Raw genomic sequence first — 18,309 nt, 5'->3', positions numbered from 1 at the left:
ACCCATGCCTTTCCGCTGGTCCGCCCGGGCCACCCAGACAGCCTCCGCGGCGGCCATGAGCGCGCTCCTGATGACCAGCGCCATGAAGCACTTCCGTGAGCCCGGGTTCTTCGAGCAGGTGGTCCCCGATTACCTGTGCCGCGAGACTCCGGGTGCTGTTGGCGAGTCGCCGGAGGGGAATGGAGTACCAGCGCACGACGGCGGTACGCGGCCCCTGGCCGTCATGTCACGGGAGGAATGGATTGCGGTGAGCGGACTGCTCGAGGCGGGTGCCGCCGTCGGCCTCCTGATCCCGGTGACGCGGCGGGCAACTGCCACCGCCGTGACAGCAATGTTCGCGGTCTTCCTAGCCGGCCACTTGGACGCCCTGCGCCGCGCCTACGGTCCTGCCGGTTCGCTGACGCAGCGCAAAGTGCACACCGTCCGGCTGCCGCTGCAGGTGCCGCTGATCCTGTGGGCCTGGAGCCTGCGGAAACCGGGACGACGGCGATGAAGCTGCTCGCCTCGCCCGCTGTTCGGGTGGGAATCTCGATCAGCATTGCAACGGGACTTTACGGGATTTCCTTCGGCGCCCTGTCCGTCACCTCAGGACTCGATTTCTGGCAGACCATGGCGCTCAGCCTGCTGCTCTTCAGCGGCGGTTCGCAGTTCGCGTTCATCGGTGTGGTGGCGGGCGGAGGATCCGGTATTGCCGCCATGAGCGCGGCCACGCTGTTAGGTATGCGGAACGGCATCTACGGCATGCAGCTCAACGCTCTCCTGCATCCGACAGGCTGGCGGCGGTATGTCGCCGCGCAGATCACCATCGACGAGTCCACCGCCACCAGCAGCGGGCAGACTGATCCTGATGAGCAACGCCGCGGTTTCTGGACGGCCGGTATCGGCATCTACATCCTTTGGAACCTTTTCACCGCCGTGGGGGCCCTCGCCGGGAGCGGATTGGGCGACCCCAAACAGTGGGGCCTGGACGGTGCCGCGGTGGCCGCATTCCTGGCCCTGCTGTGGCCGCGGCTCAAAGGCCGGGAACCGGCGGCGATTGCCGTGGTGTGCGCCCTGGCTACCGTCGTGGCCGTGCCTTTCGTTCCCGCGGGCGTGCCTATCCTGATTGCCGCCGTCGTAGCTGCCCTGATCGGCTGGTTCAGCCACGGACGCAGTGACGAAGGCCTGGAACCGGATGTGGATCCCTACGACGAGCACCACGGGCGCCGGGACAAAAATCGGAACACACAGCTGGACTCGCGTCGGGACAAGCAGGGGGACGGCCTCGGCCAGGCGGGGAAGGCGGGCACATGAATCTCTGGATTTGGTTGTTGCTGGCGTGCGTCCTTGCCTACGCGTGGAAGCTGGTGGGTTATTTCGTCCCGGCGAAGCTGCTGCAGGACCCCCGGATGTCGCGTATTGCCGGCACCATGACCATCGGACTTCTTGCCTCCCTGACCATCGTCAATACCGTGGCGTCCGGCCAGACGCTGGCCGCCGACGCGCGGCTGGGGGCGCTCGCGGCCGCAGCCCTCGCATTGGCTTTCCGTGCGCCCTTCCTCGTGGTGGTTGTGGTGGGTGCCGGCGCTGCAGCCCTGCTGCGGCTGATCGGATGGAACTGACCGTCCATCGGATGAAACCGACACCAAAACAGTGGTGGTGCGGCTCACATGCGCTGTAGCATGAGGCTGGCTATGCAGTTGGCCGTGGACTCTCGTGAGAGCGCTGACCATGGAAATATGCCTGCACCCAGCTGGTTCAAGACCCGGCAAGGCCCGCCGTCGAGCATCTGACGGATGGCGCGCAGGTCTGCCGGTCAAGCGCTTCTTTACCCGGTTCCGGTCCCTGGCCGATCTGCCGCCAGAGGATCTGGATTTACTTTCCGAGCGCATACGACTGGCTCTGGACGTCAGCCAGGAAACGAATATCACTGCCCTGCACGCGGCGGTTCGGGCCGAACTCCGAAACCGGGAAATGGAACCGGACGATTGAAAGCCGGAAGAATTTCGCCGTGATCCGGTTTGCAACGCCTAAAGGAGCCACATAAATGAATGATCAGCCTGATTCCAACGCGCCTGACCCGGACGTCGGCACCGCTAACCCGCAGGGTTCGGATCCGAAGCCGCGGCCGGTGTACGACACCAGTGTCTCCGAATCGACGCGGGAACTGCGGGATACTTCCCGCCGCCGCCGCGACGCGGAGGAGAAGCTGCAGCAGCACCTGTTGGAGGCCAAGGAGCACGTGCCCCACGACTACGATCATGAGCATCACGAGCAGGAGCAGGGGCCCAGTACGCCGGATGGGAAAGACACCGCGGGACGCCAGGATGCCCCGCCCGAAGAACTCCAGCCCTAGGACGGGGTTCGCTACCGTCGGCTTTCCAGCTCCACCCCCGAGGCTCGGAGCGTAGGCCGGTCAGGCCGTTTGCTCGTCCTCTGGCGTCCCGGTCCGGCGGGCGCTTTCTTCGACGGCCAGCTCGTACCACGCCTGCGCACCGAACACCGGAGTGGGAGTGTCGAGGTTTTGGTAGAGGGCGTCCAGCAGATTGGCCAGTTCCTCCGCTGCCAGCGAAGGAAGAATTTTCACCGGGCCGCGGGGGTCGTGAATAAGCCGCGACAAGTGCGCTTGGTTCATCGGCGGACGATGGTGTTGGATTGGCTGCGCTGGACGTATTTCACGAGTGCTCCCACTGAAGATTCAGAGGCTGGCTGCGTAACCCTACCTGAGTCTAATCCAACGTTTGGGCACCAACAATGGGCGCCCCCGGGCACGCGGGTGCTCGCTGGTGCTCAGGCACGCGCCCGCAGGTGCTCAGGCGTGGGCTGTCAGGTGAACTGCGGGCCCTGCAGCTGCGGGGCGGGTAACGGCACATGCGCTGGCAGCGGGCGGCGGGGCCGTTCCGTGCGGATGGCGTCCTCGATCAGTGCCAAGGGGCGGCGCCAGGCGTCGGAACCCGGCTCCATGGTGTCCACAACGCCGATCAGCATGGCGAGCAGGCGGAACATGTCAGTCATGGAAATATCGGAACGCAACGTGCCTTGACCTTGGCCTCGGCCCAGCAGGACGCTCATGGAATCCATCAGTGAGCCGGTGATGCCGGTGAGGAGTTCGCGGCGGCCCGCAACGGCGCCCAGCAGGTTGGCATCAGCACTGGCCGCGGCCATGATGGCTTCGAGGACGCGCAGCAGCCCCGCAGTTGCGTCGATGTCAGCCAAAGCCCCCGCCATGACGGGGTCCACGGTCTCGCGGAGTTGCCGGTTGAGGGCGGTAAGGACCAGCTCTTCCTTGTCGGCGAAGTTCCGGAACAGGGTGGCCGGGCCAACGCCAGCGGTCAGTGCGATGGTCTGGAGGGGAACGTCGGGCCCATGCTCGCGGAAACACTGGCGCGCGGCCAGGATGATCTTGTCCACGTTCCGGGCAGCGTCTGCGCGTAGTGGCTTGCGGACGACAGCAATGCTCATTCGTTAAGGTTAGCAACGCCGCAGGCAGCCACCATGGTTACCGGAGGGTAGTCGGCTATGTGACGCTTCGCCCGCCTCGCCAAAACCGTTTCGGGTTGGGCTGCGTGACAGACTTGCCCTATGTTGCTTGCATTTTCAGTCGCCCCGTCCGGTACGCCCGCCGGAGGATCCCGTCCCACCGACGCATCAGTTCACGACGCCGTTGCGGCCGCCGTGCGGATCGTCCGGGAATCCGGGCTGCCCAACCAGACGGACTCGATGTTCACCACCATCGAGGGAGAATGGGACGAGGTGTTCGACGTCGTTAAGCGCGCCACCGAAGCGGTGGGCAAGTTTGGCAGCCGTGTCTCACTGGTCATCAAGGCCGACATCCGGCCCGGTTATGAGGGCGAGCTCAGTGCCAAGGTGGACCGCCTCGAAGAGGCACTCTCCGACGGTTCCTAAACAGGTTTCCTGCGCCGGGTCCTAGACCGGCACATGCCTGCGTGCCAGACTGTGGCCATGTTTGAGCATAAGACCCAGCCGGGATGGGTGGCTGTGGAGGACTTCCTCACAACCACAGTGGTGCACCCGGACGCTGCGCATAAACAGGCGGCGCGCTCCGCCGTCGACGCCGGGATGCCGCCCATTGAAGTGACCCCCAACGCCGGCAAGCTGCTTAAGCTCCTGGTCCAGCTGTCCGGCGCCCGGCGAGTGCTGGAAATCGGCACGCTGGCCGGGTTCAGCACCATCTGGATGGCCCAGGGATTGCCCGACGGCGGACGGCTGGTGACGTGTGAATACCTCGCCAAACATGCGGACATAGCCAAAGCGAATGTGGAGGCGGCCGGGTTGGAGGACAAGGTTGAGGTCCGCGTAGGCGCCGCCCTGGACACGTTGGCCGCGCTGCAGTCTGAGGGCCAGGAGCCGTTCGATTTTGTGTTCATCGACGCGGACAAGGAAAACGACGCCGCGTACCTCGAATGGGCCGTGCGCCTGGGCAGGCCGGGAACCGTGGTGGTCCTGGACAACGCCGTCTGGGAGGGCGCCGTGCTGGATCCTTCCATCGACCAGGTCAACGCCCCGGGGATCATCAGCGCCCTGGAACTGCTGGGCCTGCATCCCCAGCTCGATGCCACCGTGATCCAGACGGTCGGGTCCAAAGGCTGGGACGGGTTCGCCCTGGCGCGCGTCCGCTGAGGACTGACCGCAAGCATCTAACGGCAGGCATTGACCGCGAGCTCGTGACCCCCGGCAGCTGAGTCTTGGCGCGGACCGGACCCTTCCCCGAATATTGCTAAGTATGCTTAGAATGACTGTCCGGATGATGTCCCGTCCGGAACCGCCTGCAGTGGAGGAACACGATGAAAGCGTCACCGGCCCTTGCCAGCAACCTTCAGATGGTCCTCACGGACCTGATCGAGCTGCATCTCCAGGCCAAGCAGGCCCACTGGAACATCGTGGGCACCAACTTCCGTGACCTTCACCTGCAGCTGGACGAAATCATCGCCAGCGTCCGGCTGTTTGCCGACCAGATGGCGGAACGGATGCGGGCACTGCACGCCCTGCCCGACGGACGGAGCCGCAGCGTAGCCGCAGACACGCGCCTCGAAGAGCTCAACGGCGGACTGATTTCCACGAAGGATGCCGTCAAACTCGTCACCGCCCGGCTGGAGCGAACGGTGAAGACCATGCGGGATGTCCACGATGAGGTAGATGAAGAGGATCCAACCAGCGCCGATTTGCTGCATGCCGGCATCGAACGCCTGGAACAGCTCGCGTGGATGGTCAACGCCGAAACCATGTCTCCGTCCGCGGCCGTCACCGAACCGGCGCCAAAGTAGGCCGGGCCGGAGAAAAGCGACCATGCCTGCATCATCCCACCGGCCCGTCCGGCTGATCTCAACACAAGCGGAACTGGCTGGGGCAGTGCCCCTGCTCGACTCCGTGGCCTCCGCGGCAGGCGATGTTCCCGCGCTGCTGTTGTTGGCTCAAGACGCGGGGGGCAACTGGCCGCAGCCAGGGGGCGGGCATACTGCCCGTCTCTGGGAGCTGCTCGCTTCCGTCTCGGCCGTTGACGTTGCTGCAGGCCGCGTTTTTGAACCGCATATGGATGCCCAAGCGATCCTTGCCCAAGTGGGCATGGACCAGACGGGACAGGCTCAGACGGGGAACTATCAGCCGCGCCTTGATCCGGCGGGCCCTGTTCCTGCGGGCCTTGTTCCCACCGACGTTCCCGCCGATGTTCCCACCGACGCTCCCACCGACCCGGCGGGTGCGTGGGGAGTGTTTGCCGCCGAGGGGCCGGGGCTCCGTCTCGATGCCAAGACCGGCGACACTGGAATCCTGCTCAGCGGGTCCAAACCGTGGTGCTCACTGGCGCCACTCCTGGACCGGGCGGTCATCACTGCCCACGCCGAAACCGGGGGAAGAGCCGCTTTTGCGGTGGACCTTCGGCATCCGGGAGTGACGTGTGAGGAGCCGGCATGGGTGGCCCGCGGGTTGCGGGAGATTCCCAGCGGAACGGTCCATTTCAGCCAGGTGCCAGCACAGCAGCTTGGCAGCGGCGGCTGGTATTTCAGCCGGCCCGGTTTTGCCTGGGGCGGCATGGGGGTAGCTGCCTGCTGGCTCGGGGGCGCCGTGGGCGTGGCGCGGGACTACAAGGACTCCTTGGCCGCCGCCGCTCAGTCCGGCCGCGAACCTGACCAGATTGCGCTGGCCGCGCTGGGTGAGACAGACAGGATCCTCACTGCCTCGCTCCAGTACCTGGCGCGAACGGCAGCTCTCATTGACGACGGCCAGCTGTCCAACCACGGCAGTCTGTTCGCCGGGGAAGACGCACTGGAGGCGGGATCGCGCTCCACAGTGGAACGGACCGCGTGGAGCGAAGCGCTACGCGTGCGCGGAACTATAGCGGCCGCCGTCGAGCGTGTCCTGTCCCTGGTCAGCCGCAACCGCGGACCGGCGCCGCTGGCGTTCGACGAACCGTATGCCAAACGTATGGCCGACCTGGCGCTTTACGTGCGCCAGCACCATGGCATGCGGGACGATGCGCAGCTGGGAAGCCTGACGCTGAAGGGGGAGTATCTGTGGTGACTTTCTCGCACACAGACCAGGGGACCGACGAGGCCCGCTGGGCGGCGAGCGGGCTCGCAGCTATGGCGGAGTTGCCCTTGGGCCAGCACGAATTGGCTGCCATGAGGTTCGTTGTGCTGGCAGCGCACCCCGACGACGAGACACTGGGCGCGGGTGGGCTGCTGGCGCTGCTGCACTCGCTGGGCGCCGACGTCGAGGTGCTGCTGTGCACGGCGGGGGAAGGTTCGCACCCGGACTCGGCGACAACTACGCCTGACCAGCTCGCCGCCGTGCGGCTTGAGGAGTTTGCTGCAGCGATGGGGGTCCTGGGGCTGGCCGGACGCTGGCATTTCCTCGGGCTGCCGGACCGGGGCCTGCAAGAACTGACGCCGGAAATCGCTGTCCTGCTGCGCGAGGCCATCTGCCGGCTCCCCGGACCACCGCAGCAGCTGGCAATTGTGGCACCGTACCGGGACGACGGACACGCGGACCACAACGCCCTCGGAGCCGTAGCCGCCGACGTCGCCAACGAAGGTGGGCACGCCCTGCTGGAATATCCCATCTGGTACTGGCTGTGGGCTTCCCCGGAGGACCCGGCCTGGCAGTCCTGGCAGCGCCTTCCGCTGAGTACTGAACAGCAGGCGGCCAAGACGTCGGCGATGGCCTCACACACGAGCCAGATACGTCCGCTGTCTGGGCTGCCCGGGGACGAAGTGCTCCTCGGCGAGGGCCTGCTGCAACATTTCAGGCGCGCCTTTGAGACATTCGCCTGGACGCCGCCCCGGGCCATCCCGGTTCAATCCCTGCCACATACCAGCGCCGACGCGCAGCGGATCTTCGATGCCGTGCACTCGAAGTCCCAAGACCCTTGGGAGTACGCCACAAGCTGGTACGAGAGGCGCAAGCGCGCTTTGACGCTCGCCGCACTGCCCCGGGAGAAGTACCAGTCGGGCCTGGAAATCGGATGCTCCATCGGAACCCTGACAGCCGAACTGGCTACCAGATGCACCAGCCTGCTTGCCGTGGATGCCAGCAGCACCGCGCTTGAGCTCGCGGCCCAACGGCTCGCGCAGTTTCCCGGGGTCTCCACGCGGCGGCTGACGCTCCCCGTTGACTGGCCGGGCGGCAGCTACGACCTCGTGGTGGTCTCCGAGGTTGGCTACTACCTCTCGCCTGCGGAGTTTGAGCTGCTGCTGCAGCGGATCCAGGAATCGATGGCGCCGGGCGGCACGCTGTTGCTGTGCCACTGGCGGCACCCGGTTTCCGGATGGGCGCTCGACGGCGACTCGGTCCACGCGCTGGCCCGGGGCCGGCTGCGGTGGCCCACCGCCGGTTTCTACCAGGAACGTGATTTTGTGCTGGAAACGCTCGTAGCTCCCCGTGATGCCGGCGATCCCGGACCGCCGGTGGCCTGAAGTGGACGGGATCGAGCAGGTTGGCGTGGTTATTCCTGTCCACAACGAGGAACCGCACCTGGCACGTGCCTTGGCTGCGGTCAGTGCCGCAGCCGATGCCCTGCAGCACAGCCAACCGGACATGAGGGTCGCCATCGTGGTGGTCTTGGACGCCTGCACGGACGGATCGGACGCCGTTGCGGCGCGTTTTGCCGCTGCGGATCACCGCATCACCCTGCTCCGGGTCGGCTTCCAGAGCGTCGGCAGGAGCCGGCGTGCAGGCATCAATCTGCTCCTCGCAGGACGCTTGCCGGACTATGTGGCGGCGGGCCGCCCGCGGACGGCCGGACGGGTATGGCTGGCTAATACCGACGCCGATTCCTGCGTACCGGAAAACTGGCTCCTGCGCCAGGTAGAACTGGCTGACCGCGGCGCCGACGCAGTTTTGGGGACGGTGGAGCCGGATCCGGCGGGGATGGACGGCGAACTCCTGCGGCGCTGGCACGCCCGGCATCCGCTGGGGGAGGGACACCCCCATGTGTACGGTGCGAACTTCGGGGTGCGGGCCTCGGCCTACATTCGCGCCGGTGGCTTTCCCCGTCAGCGCTCGCAGGAGGACCGGGCGTTGGCCGCACGGCTGCGCCGCTACGGGTACCGAATTACTGCCACGGATACGGTCCGGGTAGTGACCTCAGGGCGGACCGAGGCCCGGGCACCGCAGGGATTCGGCGCCTATCTGCTGGCCCTTGGCATGGAGTCCGCTGTGGCGTTCGAACGCTGAGCAGGCATGAACCGTTGAAGCCATATCCATGCTGAGCCGCTAACAAAATGAGGGGGCCGACGACGACTGGGGGGACTGGCCTCGGTCTCAGAAGAGGCCACCTCGCCGCCGACCCCGCCTGATACCCGGGGCACCAAGCAACCGGGAAACCCTGGAGGAATCTGTTGATATTGATCTTCCTCCAAGTAGTGGTCCCTGCCTAGTCCCGCGTGGCGCTGTCTCGTCCCACGGCGCCGTCCGATCCTGACTGTTTGGTGCCGTTTTGATGGCGCTCCCGCAGCTCGCGGCCGCGCCGGATGTCGTCTTCTTCCTGTTCCTGCATCTTCTCGCTCTTTTTGGTGTCCCGCGGCGGGAGCTGAATGGTTTCTTCAGCCTCGATTCCCGCCTGGAGTTGCCGTCCCCGCTCCATCTCGGCGTCGAATTCTGCCCCGAACAGCAGCGACATGTTCAGGATCCACAGCCAGAGCAACATAACGATCACGCCGCCAAGCGCGCCATACGTCTTGTTGTAATTCCCAAAATTGCCAACGTAGAATCCGAACCCCAGCGAAGCCAGCAGGAAGATCAACAGTGCTATGCCGGAGCCCAGGCTCATCCATTTGAACTTGGGTTGCTTGACGTTGGGAGTGGCGTAGTAGAGCACCGCGATGATGACGATGATCAGCGCCACCATCACTGGCCACTTGGCGAAGTTCCAGACGTTGAGGAATGCACCGCTGAGTCCGATAAGTCCGCCGACTGCCTCTGCCACGGGCCCGCTGAGCACCAGCATGCCCGCCAGGAGGGCCACGATGACCACGGCGAGGAGCGTCACCGCCAGCATGGTCCCGCGAAGCTTGAAGAAGGGACGGCCCTCGTCCACTTCATAGACCCGGTTCATGGCCCGGCCGAACGCGCCCACGTATCCTGAGGCGGACCAGAGCGCGGTGGCGAGGCCGAGGAACAGTGTCAGCCCTGCCGCCGGAGCGCTGGCCAACTCCGCAACTGGGCCGCTAACGGTACTTACCGTCTCAGCAGGGGCGAAGCCCCGCACGATCTCCAGCAGGGCAGTGGTTGTTTTCGCGGGGTCCCCGAAAAGACCTATCAGGGAAACGAGCGCGAGCATCGCAGGGAACAAGGACAGCACTGCGTAGTAGGTCAGGGCAGCCGCGAGGTCCGGGCACTGGTCCCTGGTGAACTCCCGAAGGGTCTTTTGGGCGATGTACTTCCAGGAAGGCTTGGTGACGTCGGTGGGGCTGTCCGGTTTCCGGGAGTCGTCGGGCGCCGGTGCTTGGTCCGCCTTGGCTGTGCTGGTTTCTGATGAGTCTTGAGCGGCCATGGGGTGTCCTCTCGGGTTGAAAATGGACAGGCCGGTTCCGCCGGGGGAGGCGGAACCGGCCTGTCTGTCCTGCTGGCGGGGCTGCCGCCGGTGCTAGGGCTGGTGCCGTTACGTGTTCTGGACGTGGTCCTTGGCGTCGGTAGCACGGTCCTTAACGTCGGCCGCCGCCATCTGGCCTTCGGCCTTGACATGCTCGGCGGCATCGGTTGCCGTGGCCTTGACGTTCTCCATGGCTTCCCGTGCCGGTTCCTTCAGGCCTTCGGCCATGTCCTTGGCGGCCTCGGTCAGCTCGGTGGTGAGCGGTTCGGCCGCGGACTTGAGGGCATCTGCTGCTTCGCGCTCCTTCTCGCTGGCAGGGATCAGTGAGGACAGAAGCAGGCCGGCCCCGAACGCAATCAGGCCTGCGGCCAGAGGATTCCCTTGGGTCTTGGTCTTCACCTGGTGCGGCGCGTCACCAATGGCGGCGCCTGCATCGCTGAGTGCGTTTCCGGCACTGTCGGTGCGGGCGTGAGCGCCACTGTGCACTCGGTTGGTGACGTCGTCGGCTGTTCCCATGACTCTCTCCTTCACTCCGAAGACGGCGTCTTTCACTTTGTCTGTCTGACGATGGACGATGTTCGACGGCGTCACTTTGTCCGCGACCGCGTCCACGTTCGTGCCCAGCCGGGCACGGGTTGCCTCAATATCTGAACGGATATCGTCCGGGTTATCGCTCATCGTCTTACCTCACCGGGTTTTAGGGTTGGGGGAATTTCCTGGAGTGTTTCAGCGGTTTGGGGCATGCCCTTTACAGTTTTGAGCTCCCGGCGGCCCACTGACGCCAGCACTGCCGCGATGACGCCCCAGATGACTGCGACGACGACGGCGGACCAGCCGAGTCCCATCAGCTCGCCCAACGCGTACCAGAGGGCGATCGAAAGGAACAGCAGGACGAAATGACCGGCGACTCCGGCGCCTGCCAGCATGCCGCCGCCTTTACCGGCCTTGCTGGCGGATTCCTTCAGTTCGGCCTTGGCCAGCTCCACTTCCTGGCGCATCAACGTGGACAGGTCGCGGGTCACCTCACCGAGCAGGTCACCCAACGACGTGTTGTCCGCCTTCGCGTGCGCAGCCGAGGGGGGAGGCTCCGGTATCTGGCTGCTCATCACAGCCTGCCAGTCTGGCCGTCCGCCGAGCGGTCCTTGGTCAGGGGGTCGTTGGCCATTGGATCGTCGGCGAGCTCGCGGTCGCCCAGCGGATCGCCGGCGAGGCGGTCCCCGGAGGAAGGCTGCTGAGCGAGTTGGGGGCTGTCCAAAGGACTGGCGGGACGCGACGGGTCCCCGTAGCTGCTTCCCGGAGCGCCGCCGTCGAACCCTGCCGTGGTGGTGGACGGGCCGGGCAGCTGTACCGGCGGGGGCGGGACGGTGCCACCGCCCGACGGCGTATAGCCGGACGCGCCGGCGCCGCTTTGTCCGCCAGTGCCGTACTGCCCGGTCGCGTCGTATTGGCCGCCGGCCCTGGTCGTGTCAGACTCCGGTGCGCCTGCGCTCAGGCTGCGGCTGAGCCGCCCGGCGAGGACCCCGGCACCGGCTGCCAGGAGCAGGAAGGTTCCGGGCCGCTGCCTGGCGAAGCTCTTGACTTCGTTCAGGAGCGATCCGGGGTCGCGGCCGTCCAGCCAGGACGCGACGGACGCGGAACGCTCCGCTGCCTGGCGGACCAGATCCGTGGCCACTCCGGGCTGGTCCGACGCCTGCGCCATCGCGTGCAGTTCGTCGGAGACTGACCGGAGGCCGGTGGCCACCTTCTGCTGTTGCGCGCCGGCCTGTTGGGTGAGGTCGTGGCGTGCCTGGTGGAGGAGGTCCTTGGCGTTCGCCTTCGCCTCCGAAGCGACGTTGGCCGCTTCGGACTTGGCGGTTTCAGCGACGCTCTGCGCGGAATCCGCCGCAGTCCGCGCGACGTCCCCGGCTTCCTCCTTGACAGCATCAGTGCGGGAAGTCCCGTACGTACCGCCCGTCTGCGGCGCTGCTGTGGGTAACGTACTGGGGAACGTACCGGGCGCACGTTCTCCTGTGGTTCCGCGGGTGGCCGGTGGAGCCGGGTAAGCCGAATCCTCGGGCCATTGGTTCTCTGTCATCTTCGCTCTCTCTTTCCAAAGAAGACCTCTTGTTGATCAAGAACCAGCGATACTGGCGATAAAATAGTAAGCATGATTAGTAATGGAAGGTAAGTACCCTTCCTACCTGAATTTAAAAGGGGTCCGTATCGCCTGCCGGCCTGGCATCGCAGGGACCCTGTCACAACGAAGTGGAAAGAGGCGAGTAGTTGTGGATACAACATCGTGGGTTTGGGTGATCGTTGGCATCGTAGTGGTGGTTCTGATCGTGTTGTTCCTGGTAACGGGGCGTCGCCGTCGGGCGCTAGAGCAGAAGCGGGACGATTCGAACCGCGAAAAGGCCGCCGAAATGCGCCGGAAGGCGGAGGCAGTGGAGCTCGATGCGCGTGAGAAGGAAGCCCGGGCGAGCCGGGCCCGTGCCGACGCGGAGCAGGCGCAGGTCGATGCCGCTCGGCTGAAGCAGGAAGCCGAGCAGAAGGCCAACGATGCGCGATCTCTCCGCGACGATGTGGTCAGGCAGACCGAAAAAGCTAACGCGATAGACCCGGACGTAAGTCACGACGGCGACGCCCGCGCAGACGCTATGTGGGCCGACACCGACGTGCATCCGGACGACGCCCCCCGCATCGACGGCAGGCCGCGCACCGACGCCATTCGAACCGACGCCGCACGCACCGACGCGACCCGCACTGACGCCGCACGCACCGACGCGACCCGCACTGACGCCGCACGCACCGACGCCACCCGAATCGACGGCACGCGGGCGGAGGCGCTCCGGCCGGAGTCCAACGTGAACCCGGAAGCCGACGAGCAAACTGACGCCACCCGCACCGACGCCACCCGGGCGGACGCCCTGCGGCGGGACCAGGAAAGGACAGATCGGGACAGGCCGCTCGCAACATAGCCAGGGTCGCTGCCTGGACAGGTCTGGTCTGGACTGAGACTGGGCTGGGCCCTCCTCATCGACCGGCGCTGGCGGCCTGCCATGAAGGCGGGCCGATTTGGGGTGTGCAACTAGGGTTGATCCATGACTGAAGCGGCACACGGGTAATGGCAAAGCGCGGCAAGTCAGGCGGGCGGAACAGCCAGCGTCCGACGGCGGGTGTCATCGAGGTGCCCAAGGGTACCCGTCCTGATGGCCCCGTTGAGGGCGTCTACTACATTGATACCGGTGACTGCGAGCTCATTGCGGATCAGGACAACTCCAACGGGTGGCTCCTTAAGATCAACGGTGTCATGAGCTCCCACATCGACCTCGCCGATCCGTTGTTCCTCGATTTTGAGTACATGCGCTGGATGGCGGCGCTGATTGAGTCACGGTGGCCGCCGAAATCCGGAAAGGGCGGAACCAAGGCGGCCGCACCCACCACGGGCGAGGCCGAGCGGCTGCGCGGGCTGCATCTGGGCGGCGGGGCCTGTTCCCTGGCCCGTTACTTCCACACCGCCTATCCGGACGCCCGGCAGGTGGTGGTGGAACTTGACGGCAAGCTGGCCGAGTATGTCCGCGGCTGGTTCGACCTGCCCAAGGCTCCGCTGCTGCGGCTGCGGGTGGGGGAAGCCCGCGAGGTCACCGAGACGCTCACGCCGGACAGCCGTGACTTCATCATCCGCGACGTCTTTGCCGGTTCACTGACGCCCCGGCCGCTCACCACCGCCGAGTTCAATGACCACATCAAGCGGGTCCTGTCTCCGGGCGGTATCTATGTAGTGAACTCCGGCGACGCCCCGGATTTGAAGAACGCACGGGAAGACGCCGCCACCATCGCGGCCGCGTTCGCACACACCGTCATCATCGCCGACCCCGCCATGCTGAAGGGCCGCCGCTACGGCAACATGGTCATGGCCGGCAGCGACAGCCCGCTCGACGGAGACCCGCAGCTGGCCCGGCGGCTGCTAGGCGGCGCCGTCCCGGCCCACATCTGGAACGACGCCCAGGTGCGAGCCTTCGCTGCAAACTCCCCGGTGCGTCACGACCCGGCAGCCCCGTCGGCAACACCATCGGTTGCTCCGTAACGGCCCTTTTGGGGCGCGAAGAGGGCCGTTACGGAGCAATCGATGTGTGTCCCCGCCCCAGCAGTGCATCCCGGTGCGCCACCGTCTGGTCGCGCAGTGCCTGAACAACGGCGGCCACGGCAGGGCGGCGCATCGAATCCGGCCGCAGCACCATCCAATAGGGGAGCAGCTCGGCGAAGTCGTCGGGGAGCAGCCGGACCAGGTCGTTGTGCAGATTGCCCATAAAGCAGGGCAAGAATCCGATGCCCGCGCCGGCACGGGTGGCCTCCACATGGACAAACACGTTGGTGGACGTGAGTCCTTCGCGCATGGCAGGCACCAGCCGCCGGGGTGCGTCCAGATCGTCCACCTGCAGCATCGAATCCACAAAATACACCAGCGGGTGCTCTGTCAGCTCGGCAACGCTCGCCGGCGTCCCGTTCTCGGCGAGGTAGGCACGCGAGGCGTACATCCCCAGCATGTACTCGCCCAGTTGGACGGCTTCGGCCCGGTGGACCTGCGGTTCGCCCACCACCACTTCGATGTCCAGGCCGGAGCGCTGCTGCAGTGCGCGCCGGGTCATGGTTACCACTTCCACACTCAGCCCTGGGTGTCTCCGGCGTAGCCGCGCCACTGCGGGTGCGGCGATGTAGGCGCTGAAGCCGTCGGTCGCCGTCATACGAACGACGCCGGTAATCGGGTCCGGTGCCTGGCCTGCCTGTCCCAGCGCGCTCACCGCAGCCTCCACCTGTTCGGCAACCCGGACGGCCTCCGTGCCCAGCTCCGTCAGCTCCCAGCCGCCGGCCGCCCGTGCCAGTACCCGGCCGCCGAGCGCCTTTTCCAGGGCAGCTATCCGGCGCGAAACGGTGGTGTGGTTCAGCCCCAACACTTGCGCCGCCGTCGTAAATTTAGCTGAGCGGGATACCGCCAGCAGGACCAGCAGGTCATCGGGATTCGCCTTCATATCTGCAATTGTGCACATAGCTGGTGCTGGATTGGGTATTGAAGGCGCATGTTTGTGCAGTAATACTCAGTGGAGCCATTAGTGCTGTGGATCACAGCGCGTGTCAAAGTGGACACTAAGGAGAAACTCATGAGCGTAGAGCAGCGCTCGGCAGACAATGCCGCCGGATCCGCACCCAAGGGATCCGGGCTTAAGAAGATTGTGGCCGCCTCGATGGTGGGCACAGTGGTGGAATGGTACGAATTCTTCCTCTACGCCACCGCCGCCACCCTGGTCTTTGGGAAGTACTTCTTCCCCGCCACCGGCAACGAGCTGGACGGCATCATCCAGGCGTTCCTCACCTACGCAGTGGGCTTCGTGGCGCGCCCCCTCGGCGGCATCGTCTTCGGCCAGATCGGCGACAAGCTGGGCCGCAAGCCCACGCTGCAGCTGACCATCGTGATCGTCGGTGTGGCTACGTTCCTAATGGGCTGCCTCCCGGGCTTCGCCGACATCGGCTACCTGGCTCCGGCGCTGCTGGTTGCCCTCCGCTTCATCCAGGGCTTCGCGCTCGGCGGTGAATGGGGCGGCGCCGTGCTGCTGGTTGCAGAACACAGCCCCAACAAGTCCCGAGGTTTCTGGTCCAGCTGGCCGCAGGCCGCCGTGCCGGTGGGCAACCTCCTCGCCACGCTGGTGCTGTTCGTCATGTCCTCCACCCTCAGCCCCGAGGCGTTCCTTGGCTGGGGCTGGCGTGTGGCCTTCTGGCTCTCCGCCGTGATCGTCTTCGTTGGCTACTACATCCGCACGCACGTCACCGAGGCACCCATCTTCCTGGAGGCCAAAGCCCTCGTGGAGAAGGAGCAGGCTGTCAGCTACGGCGTCTTCGAAGTGGTCCGCAAGTACCCCAAGGGCATCCTCCAGGCCATGGGGCTGCGCTTCGCCGAGAACATCATGTACTACTTGGTGGTCAGCTTCGCGATCGTCTACCTCAAGAGCGTGCACAAGTACGACACGTCCTCGCTCCTGCTGGCACTGCTGATCGCCCACGTCATCCACTTCCTTGTCATCCCGCAGGTGGGCCGCCTCGTGGACAAGCTGGGAAGGAAGCCCGTCTACCTCATCGGGTCCATCTCCGGTGCGGCCTGGCCGTTCTTCGCCTTCCCCATGTTCGATACCCGCAACGCCGTAGTGATTGTCCTGGCCGTGACCATTGGCCTGTGCCTGCACGCGTTTATGTACGCCGGTCAGCCTGCGATCATGGCCGAGCTCTTCCCCACCCGGATGCGGTACTCGGGCGTATCCCTGGGCTCGCAGGTCACCTCGATCTTCGCCGGTTCGCTGGCGCCGCTGCTGGCTACCCAGTGGCTCAAGGACTCCGGTTCCTGGCTGCCCACCGCCATCTACCTGGTGGTTGCCTGCGCGATCACCACAGTGGCGGTGCTGAGCCTGAAAGAAACCAAGGGCATTGCCCTGGAAGACGTGGACAAGGCCGACGCCGCCCGCGAGGGACTGCTCCCGGCCGGCTCACGCTGAGCTGCTTGAGCAGTTCACCGCAGGGAAATTGAGCGCGCACACGATGGGAAAAGATCAATGGAAAACACACTGAACGGCCGCAAGGCTGTGGTGACCGGAGGTGCCAGCGGGATCGGCGCCGCCTGTGTCCGGGAGCTCGCAGCCCGTGGGGCAAAAGTGGTGGTTGCCGACGTCGACTCCGCCGGCGCTGCCGCACTCGCCGATGAAGTGGGCGGCACTGCCTGGGCCGTTGACCTGCTGGACGCGGACGCGCTCTCCACCCTGAGCCTGGACTGCGACATCCTGGTGAACAACGCCGGGATCCAGCGCATCAGCCCCATCGAAGCGTTTGATCCGGCGGACTTCCGCCGGATCATCGCGCTTATGCTCGAGGCACCGTTCCTGCTGATCCGGGCCGCGCTGCCGCACATGTACGCCAACGGCTTCGGCCGCATCATCAACGTGTCCTCCGTGCACGGCATCAGGGCCTCCCCGTTCAAGAGCGCGTACGTTTCCGCCAAGCACGGCCTCGAAGGGCTGAGCAAGGTGACGGCGCTTGAGGGCGGGGAGCACGGAGTCACCTCCAACTGCGTCAACCCGGGGTATGTCCGGACCCCGCTCGTCGAAAAGCAGATTGCGGACCAGGCCAAAGTGCACGGCATCCCCGAGGCCGAGGTCCTGGCCAAGGTGATGCTCACCGAGTCTGCCGTGAAACGCCTCGTGGAACCGGAGGAAGTTGCTTCGCTAGTGGCCTGGCTGGCGTCCGATCACGCTGGCATGGTCACCGGGTCCAGTTACGTGATGGACGGCGGCTGGTCAGCGCGCTGACATCCGGCGCCTCCGCTGCCCCCACGCGCAGTCCGGCCTGCCGGCTTCGGGCCGTTGCAATCCCGCCACCTGAGGCAGCTAATCCTGCGGCCTCAGGTGGCGGTGGTCGTAGAAGAAGACCCCAGCCTCGGCGCCGAGTTCCACGGACGGACCGCGGTGGGACATGATGATCCCCGCGTGCCGGCCGTTGAAGGGATCGTCACCCACCACGGCATCGCCCACGCGATAGGGGCACCGCGGGCGGAACGCCGCGAGAACCCGGCCGCGGGCGCGGTGGACAAGGGCAGAAAGTCTGACGGGCCGCCCCATGCTGGCCAGGTCCTGGACATGTGCTTTCACCATGCGAACCACTCCTTGAAGCGGCGTGGAGCCGCTCACCTCGGTGCGGTAGCCGGAAAGCTCCCAGCAGAGGATGGTCCTCCTATTCCTGGCTGGCACCTTACAGATATCGTAGGCGCTATTCCCACCAGTCACACCAGTAACAAGTACCTGTCTTCGTGGACGGGCCCTACTTAGGGGATTTTAGGGTCAGCGCTCGCCGTTTACGATCTCGTCAGCGTTGTTGAAGGCCCAGGTGACCAGGGGAACCAGCAGGCCGGACAGTTCATAGCCGCGCTCAGTCAGGCTGTAGTCCACGCGGGGCGGAATGACCGGCTGGGCCTTCCGCAGCACCAGGCCGTCGCGCTCCAGGGTCTTGAGGGTTTGTGCCAGCATTTTCTCGCTGATTCCCTCGGCGCGGCGCCGGAGTTCGCTCCAGCGCTGCTCGCCTTCCGAGAGCGCCAGCAGGATCAGCACGCCCCATTTGCTGGTGATGTGGTCCAGGACAATGCGGCTGGGGCATCCGGCCGGGAACACGCCGTCGGCCAGTCCTTCCGGCAGGTGGGCCCGGAGATCTGCCGGCAGGACGGCGGGCCATACAGTTGCTTCCATACCCATAACTTACCAAAAGGTGAG

Annotated in this window: 24 protein-coding genes; 15 read left to right on the top strand and 9 right to left on the bottom strand. The window is 65.7% G+C overall.

Annotated features, from left to right (window positions below; translation table 11 throughout):
• Positions 1–4: 4 nt before the first annotated feature.
• The 5 genes from ACZY0Q_RS15130 (at position 5) to ACZY0Q_RS15110 (ending at position 2,335) form a co-directional block, all read left to right on the top strand.
• A complete protein-coding gene (locus ACZY0Q_RS15130) occupies positions 5–493 on the top strand; it encodes a DoxX family protein (RefSeq protein WP_463918053.1) in 489 nt (162 codons plus the stop codon).
• Positions 490–1,293 (top strand): AzlC family ABC transporter permease, encoded by an 804-nt coding sequence (locus ACZY0Q_RS15125; protein ID WP_463918669.1) that lies wholly within the window; start codon positions 490–492, stop codon positions 1,291–1,293. Before ACZY0Q_RS15130 ends, ACZY0Q_RS15125 begins: the two co-directional genes overlap by 4 nt.
• Positions 1,290–1,601, top strand: a complete 312-nt coding sequence (locus tag ACZY0Q_RS15120) for an AzlD domain-containing protein (RefSeq protein ID WP_463918051.1) — start codon at positions 1,290–1,292, stop codon at positions 1,599–1,601. The genes ACZY0Q_RS15125 and ACZY0Q_RS15120 overlap by 4 nt, the downstream gene beginning before the upstream one ends.
• A gap of 94 nt (positions 1,602–1,695) precedes the next feature.
• A complete protein-coding gene (locus ACZY0Q_RS15115) occupies positions 1,696–1,971 on the top strand; it encodes a hypothetical protein (protein WP_463918049.1) in 276 nt (91 codons plus the stop codon).
• Between the two features lie 55 nt (positions 1,972–2,026).
• Entirely contained in the window at positions 2,027–2,335 is a 309-nt protein-coding gene (locus ACZY0Q_RS15110) for a hypothetical protein (protein WP_463918047.1), read from the top strand.
• Between the two features lie 60 nt (positions 2,336–2,395).
• Here the strand turns inward: ACZY0Q_RS15110 and ACZY0Q_RS15105 are convergent, their stop codons facing one another.
• Together ACZY0Q_RS15105 and ACZY0Q_RS15100 are read right to left on the bottom strand one after the other, a co-directional pair.
• On the bottom strand, positions 2,396–2,614 hold the full coding sequence (locus tag ACZY0Q_RS15105) for a hypothetical protein (RefSeq protein WP_463918046.1): 219 nt from the start codon (positions 2,612–2,614) through the stop codon (positions 2,396–2,398).
• A 191-nt stretch (positions 2,615–2,805) separates the two neighbouring features.
• On the bottom strand, positions 2,806–3,441 hold the full coding sequence (locus tag ACZY0Q_RS15100) for a TetR/AcrR family transcriptional regulator (protein ID WP_463918044.1): 636 nt from the start codon (positions 3,439–3,441) through the stop codon (positions 2,806–2,808).
• Between the two features lie 120 nt (positions 3,442–3,561).
• On the opposite strand from ACZY0Q_RS15100, the gene ACZY0Q_RS15095 reads away from it, so the two are divergent.
• The 6 genes from ACZY0Q_RS15095 (at position 3,562) to ACZY0Q_RS15070 (ending at position 8,670) form a co-directional block, all read left to right on the top strand.
• The gene (locus ACZY0Q_RS15095; RefSeq protein ID WP_463918042.1) at positions 3,562–3,885 is read left to right on the top strand and encodes a thiamine-binding protein; all 324 of its coding nucleotides are present in this window, start codon (positions 3,562–3,564) and stop codon (positions 3,883–3,885) included.
• Between the two features lie 57 nt (positions 3,886–3,942).
• Positions 3,943–4,620 carry an O-methyltransferase gene (locus tag ACZY0Q_RS15090; protein WP_463918040.1) on the top strand — a complete coding sequence of 226 codons (678 nt, stop codon included), beginning with the start codon at positions 3,943–3,945 and terminating at the stop codon, positions 4,618–4,620.
• Between the two features lie 164 nt (positions 4,621–4,784).
• Positions 4,785–5,264: a Dps family protein gene (locus ACZY0Q_RS15085; protein ID WP_463918038.1), complete on the top strand. Its 480-nt coding sequence runs from the start codon at positions 4,785–4,787 to the stop codon at positions 5,262–5,264.
• 22 nt (positions 5,265–5,286) lie between these two features.
• Entirely contained in the window at positions 5,287–6,516 is a 1,230-nt protein-coding gene (locus tag ACZY0Q_RS15080; RefSeq protein ID WP_463918036.1) for a hypothetical protein, read from the top strand.
• The gene (locus tag ACZY0Q_RS15075) at positions 6,510–7,910 is read left to right on the top strand and encodes a PIG-L family deacetylase (protein ID WP_463918034.1); all 1,401 of its coding nucleotides are present in this window, start codon (positions 6,510–6,512) and stop codon (positions 7,908–7,910) included. The genes ACZY0Q_RS15080 and ACZY0Q_RS15075 overlap by 7 nt, the downstream gene beginning before the upstream one ends.
• Complete coding sequence (locus ACZY0Q_RS15070; protein ID WP_463918033.1) at positions 7,879–8,670, top strand: glycosyltransferase family 2 protein; 792 nt, start codon at positions 7,879–7,881, stop codon at positions 8,668–8,670. The genes ACZY0Q_RS15075 and ACZY0Q_RS15070 overlap by 32 nt, the downstream gene beginning before the upstream one ends.
• A 199-nt stretch (positions 8,671–8,869) precedes the next feature.
• Here the strand turns inward: ACZY0Q_RS15070 and ACZY0Q_RS15065 are convergent, their stop codons facing one another.
• From ACZY0Q_RS15065 to ACZY0Q_RS15050, 4 genes are all read right to left on the bottom strand, one after another.
• Entirely contained in the window at positions 8,870–9,988 is a 1,119-nt protein-coding gene (locus tag ACZY0Q_RS15065) for a YihY/virulence factor BrkB family protein (RefSeq protein ID WP_463918032.1), read from the bottom strand.
• 108 nt (positions 9,989–10,096) lie between these two features.
• Positions 10,097–10,705, bottom strand: coding sequence for a DUF3618 domain-containing protein (locus ACZY0Q_RS15060; RefSeq protein ID WP_463918030.1), 609 nt, complete (start codon positions 10,703–10,705; stop codon positions 10,097–10,099).
• Positions 10,702–11,133 carry a phage holin family protein gene (locus tag ACZY0Q_RS15055; RefSeq protein WP_463918028.1) on the bottom strand — a complete coding sequence of 144 codons (432 nt, stop codon included), beginning with the start codon at positions 11,131–11,133 and terminating at the stop codon, positions 10,702–10,704. The genes ACZY0Q_RS15060 and ACZY0Q_RS15055 overlap by 4 nt, the downstream gene beginning before the upstream one ends.
• The gene (locus ACZY0Q_RS15050) at positions 11,133–12,101 is read right to left on the bottom strand and encodes a hypothetical protein (RefSeq protein WP_463918027.1); all 969 of its coding nucleotides are present in this window, start codon (positions 12,099–12,101) and stop codon (positions 11,133–11,135) included. Before ACZY0Q_RS15050 ends, ACZY0Q_RS15055 begins: the two co-directional genes overlap by 1 nt.
• 190 nt (positions 12,102–12,291) lie before the next feature.
• Here ACZY0Q_RS15050 and ACZY0Q_RS15045 point away from each other — a divergent pair, with 190 nt between their 5' ends.
• Positions 12,292–12,984, top strand: a complete 693-nt coding sequence (locus ACZY0Q_RS15045) for a hypothetical protein (protein WP_463918026.1) — start codon at positions 12,292–12,294, stop codon at positions 12,982–12,984.
• 146 nt (positions 12,985–13,130) lie between these two features.
• Positions 13,131–14,093, top strand: coding sequence for a spermidine synthase (locus ACZY0Q_RS15040; protein ID WP_463918025.1), 963 nt, complete (start codon positions 13,131–13,133; stop codon positions 14,091–14,093).
• A gap of 28 nt (positions 14,094–14,121) precedes the next feature.
• On the opposite strand, the gene ACZY0Q_RS15035 is transcribed toward ACZY0Q_RS15040, so the two are convergent.
• Positions 14,122–15,036, bottom strand: coding sequence for a LysR family transcriptional regulator (locus tag ACZY0Q_RS15035; RefSeq protein ID WP_463918024.1), 915 nt, complete (start codon positions 15,034–15,036; stop codon positions 14,122–14,124).
• Positions 15,037–15,165: 129 nt separating this feature from the next.
• On the opposite strand from ACZY0Q_RS15035, the gene ACZY0Q_RS15030 reads away from it, so the two are divergent.
• Both ACZY0Q_RS15030 and ACZY0Q_RS15025 read left to right on the top strand, forming a co-directional pair.
• Positions 15,166–16,548 carry an MFS transporter gene (locus tag ACZY0Q_RS15030; protein WP_463918022.1) on the top strand — a complete coding sequence of 461 codons (1,383 nt, stop codon included), beginning with the start codon at positions 15,166–15,168 and terminating at the stop codon, positions 16,546–16,548.
• A gap of 57 nt (positions 16,549–16,605) precedes the next feature.
• On the top strand, positions 16,606–17,355 hold the full coding sequence (locus ACZY0Q_RS15025) for a 3-hydroxybutyrate dehydrogenase (RefSeq protein ID WP_463918019.1): 750 nt from the start codon (positions 16,606–16,608) through the stop codon (positions 17,353–17,355).
• Between the two features lie 78 nt (positions 17,356–17,433).
• Here ACZY0Q_RS15025 and ACZY0Q_RS15020 read toward each other — a convergent pair whose 3' ends face one another.
• Positions 17,434–17,697 (bottom strand): hypothetical protein, encoded by a 264-nt coding sequence (locus ACZY0Q_RS15020; protein WP_463918017.1) that lies wholly within the window; start codon positions 17,695–17,697, stop codon positions 17,434–17,436.
• A gap of 186 nt (positions 17,698–17,883) precedes the next feature.
• Entirely contained in the window at positions 17,884–18,285 is a 402-nt protein-coding gene (locus ACZY0Q_RS15015) for a winged helix-turn-helix transcriptional regulator (RefSeq protein WP_463918015.1), read from the bottom strand.
• Positions 18,286–18,309: the final 24 nt, after the last annotated feature.

It is taken from the genome of Pseudarthrobacter lactosi (assembly GCF_055412785.1).
The sequence above is the reverse complement of the archived record's forward strand: the minus strand, read 5'-3'. Positions and strand labels throughout refer to the sequence as shown.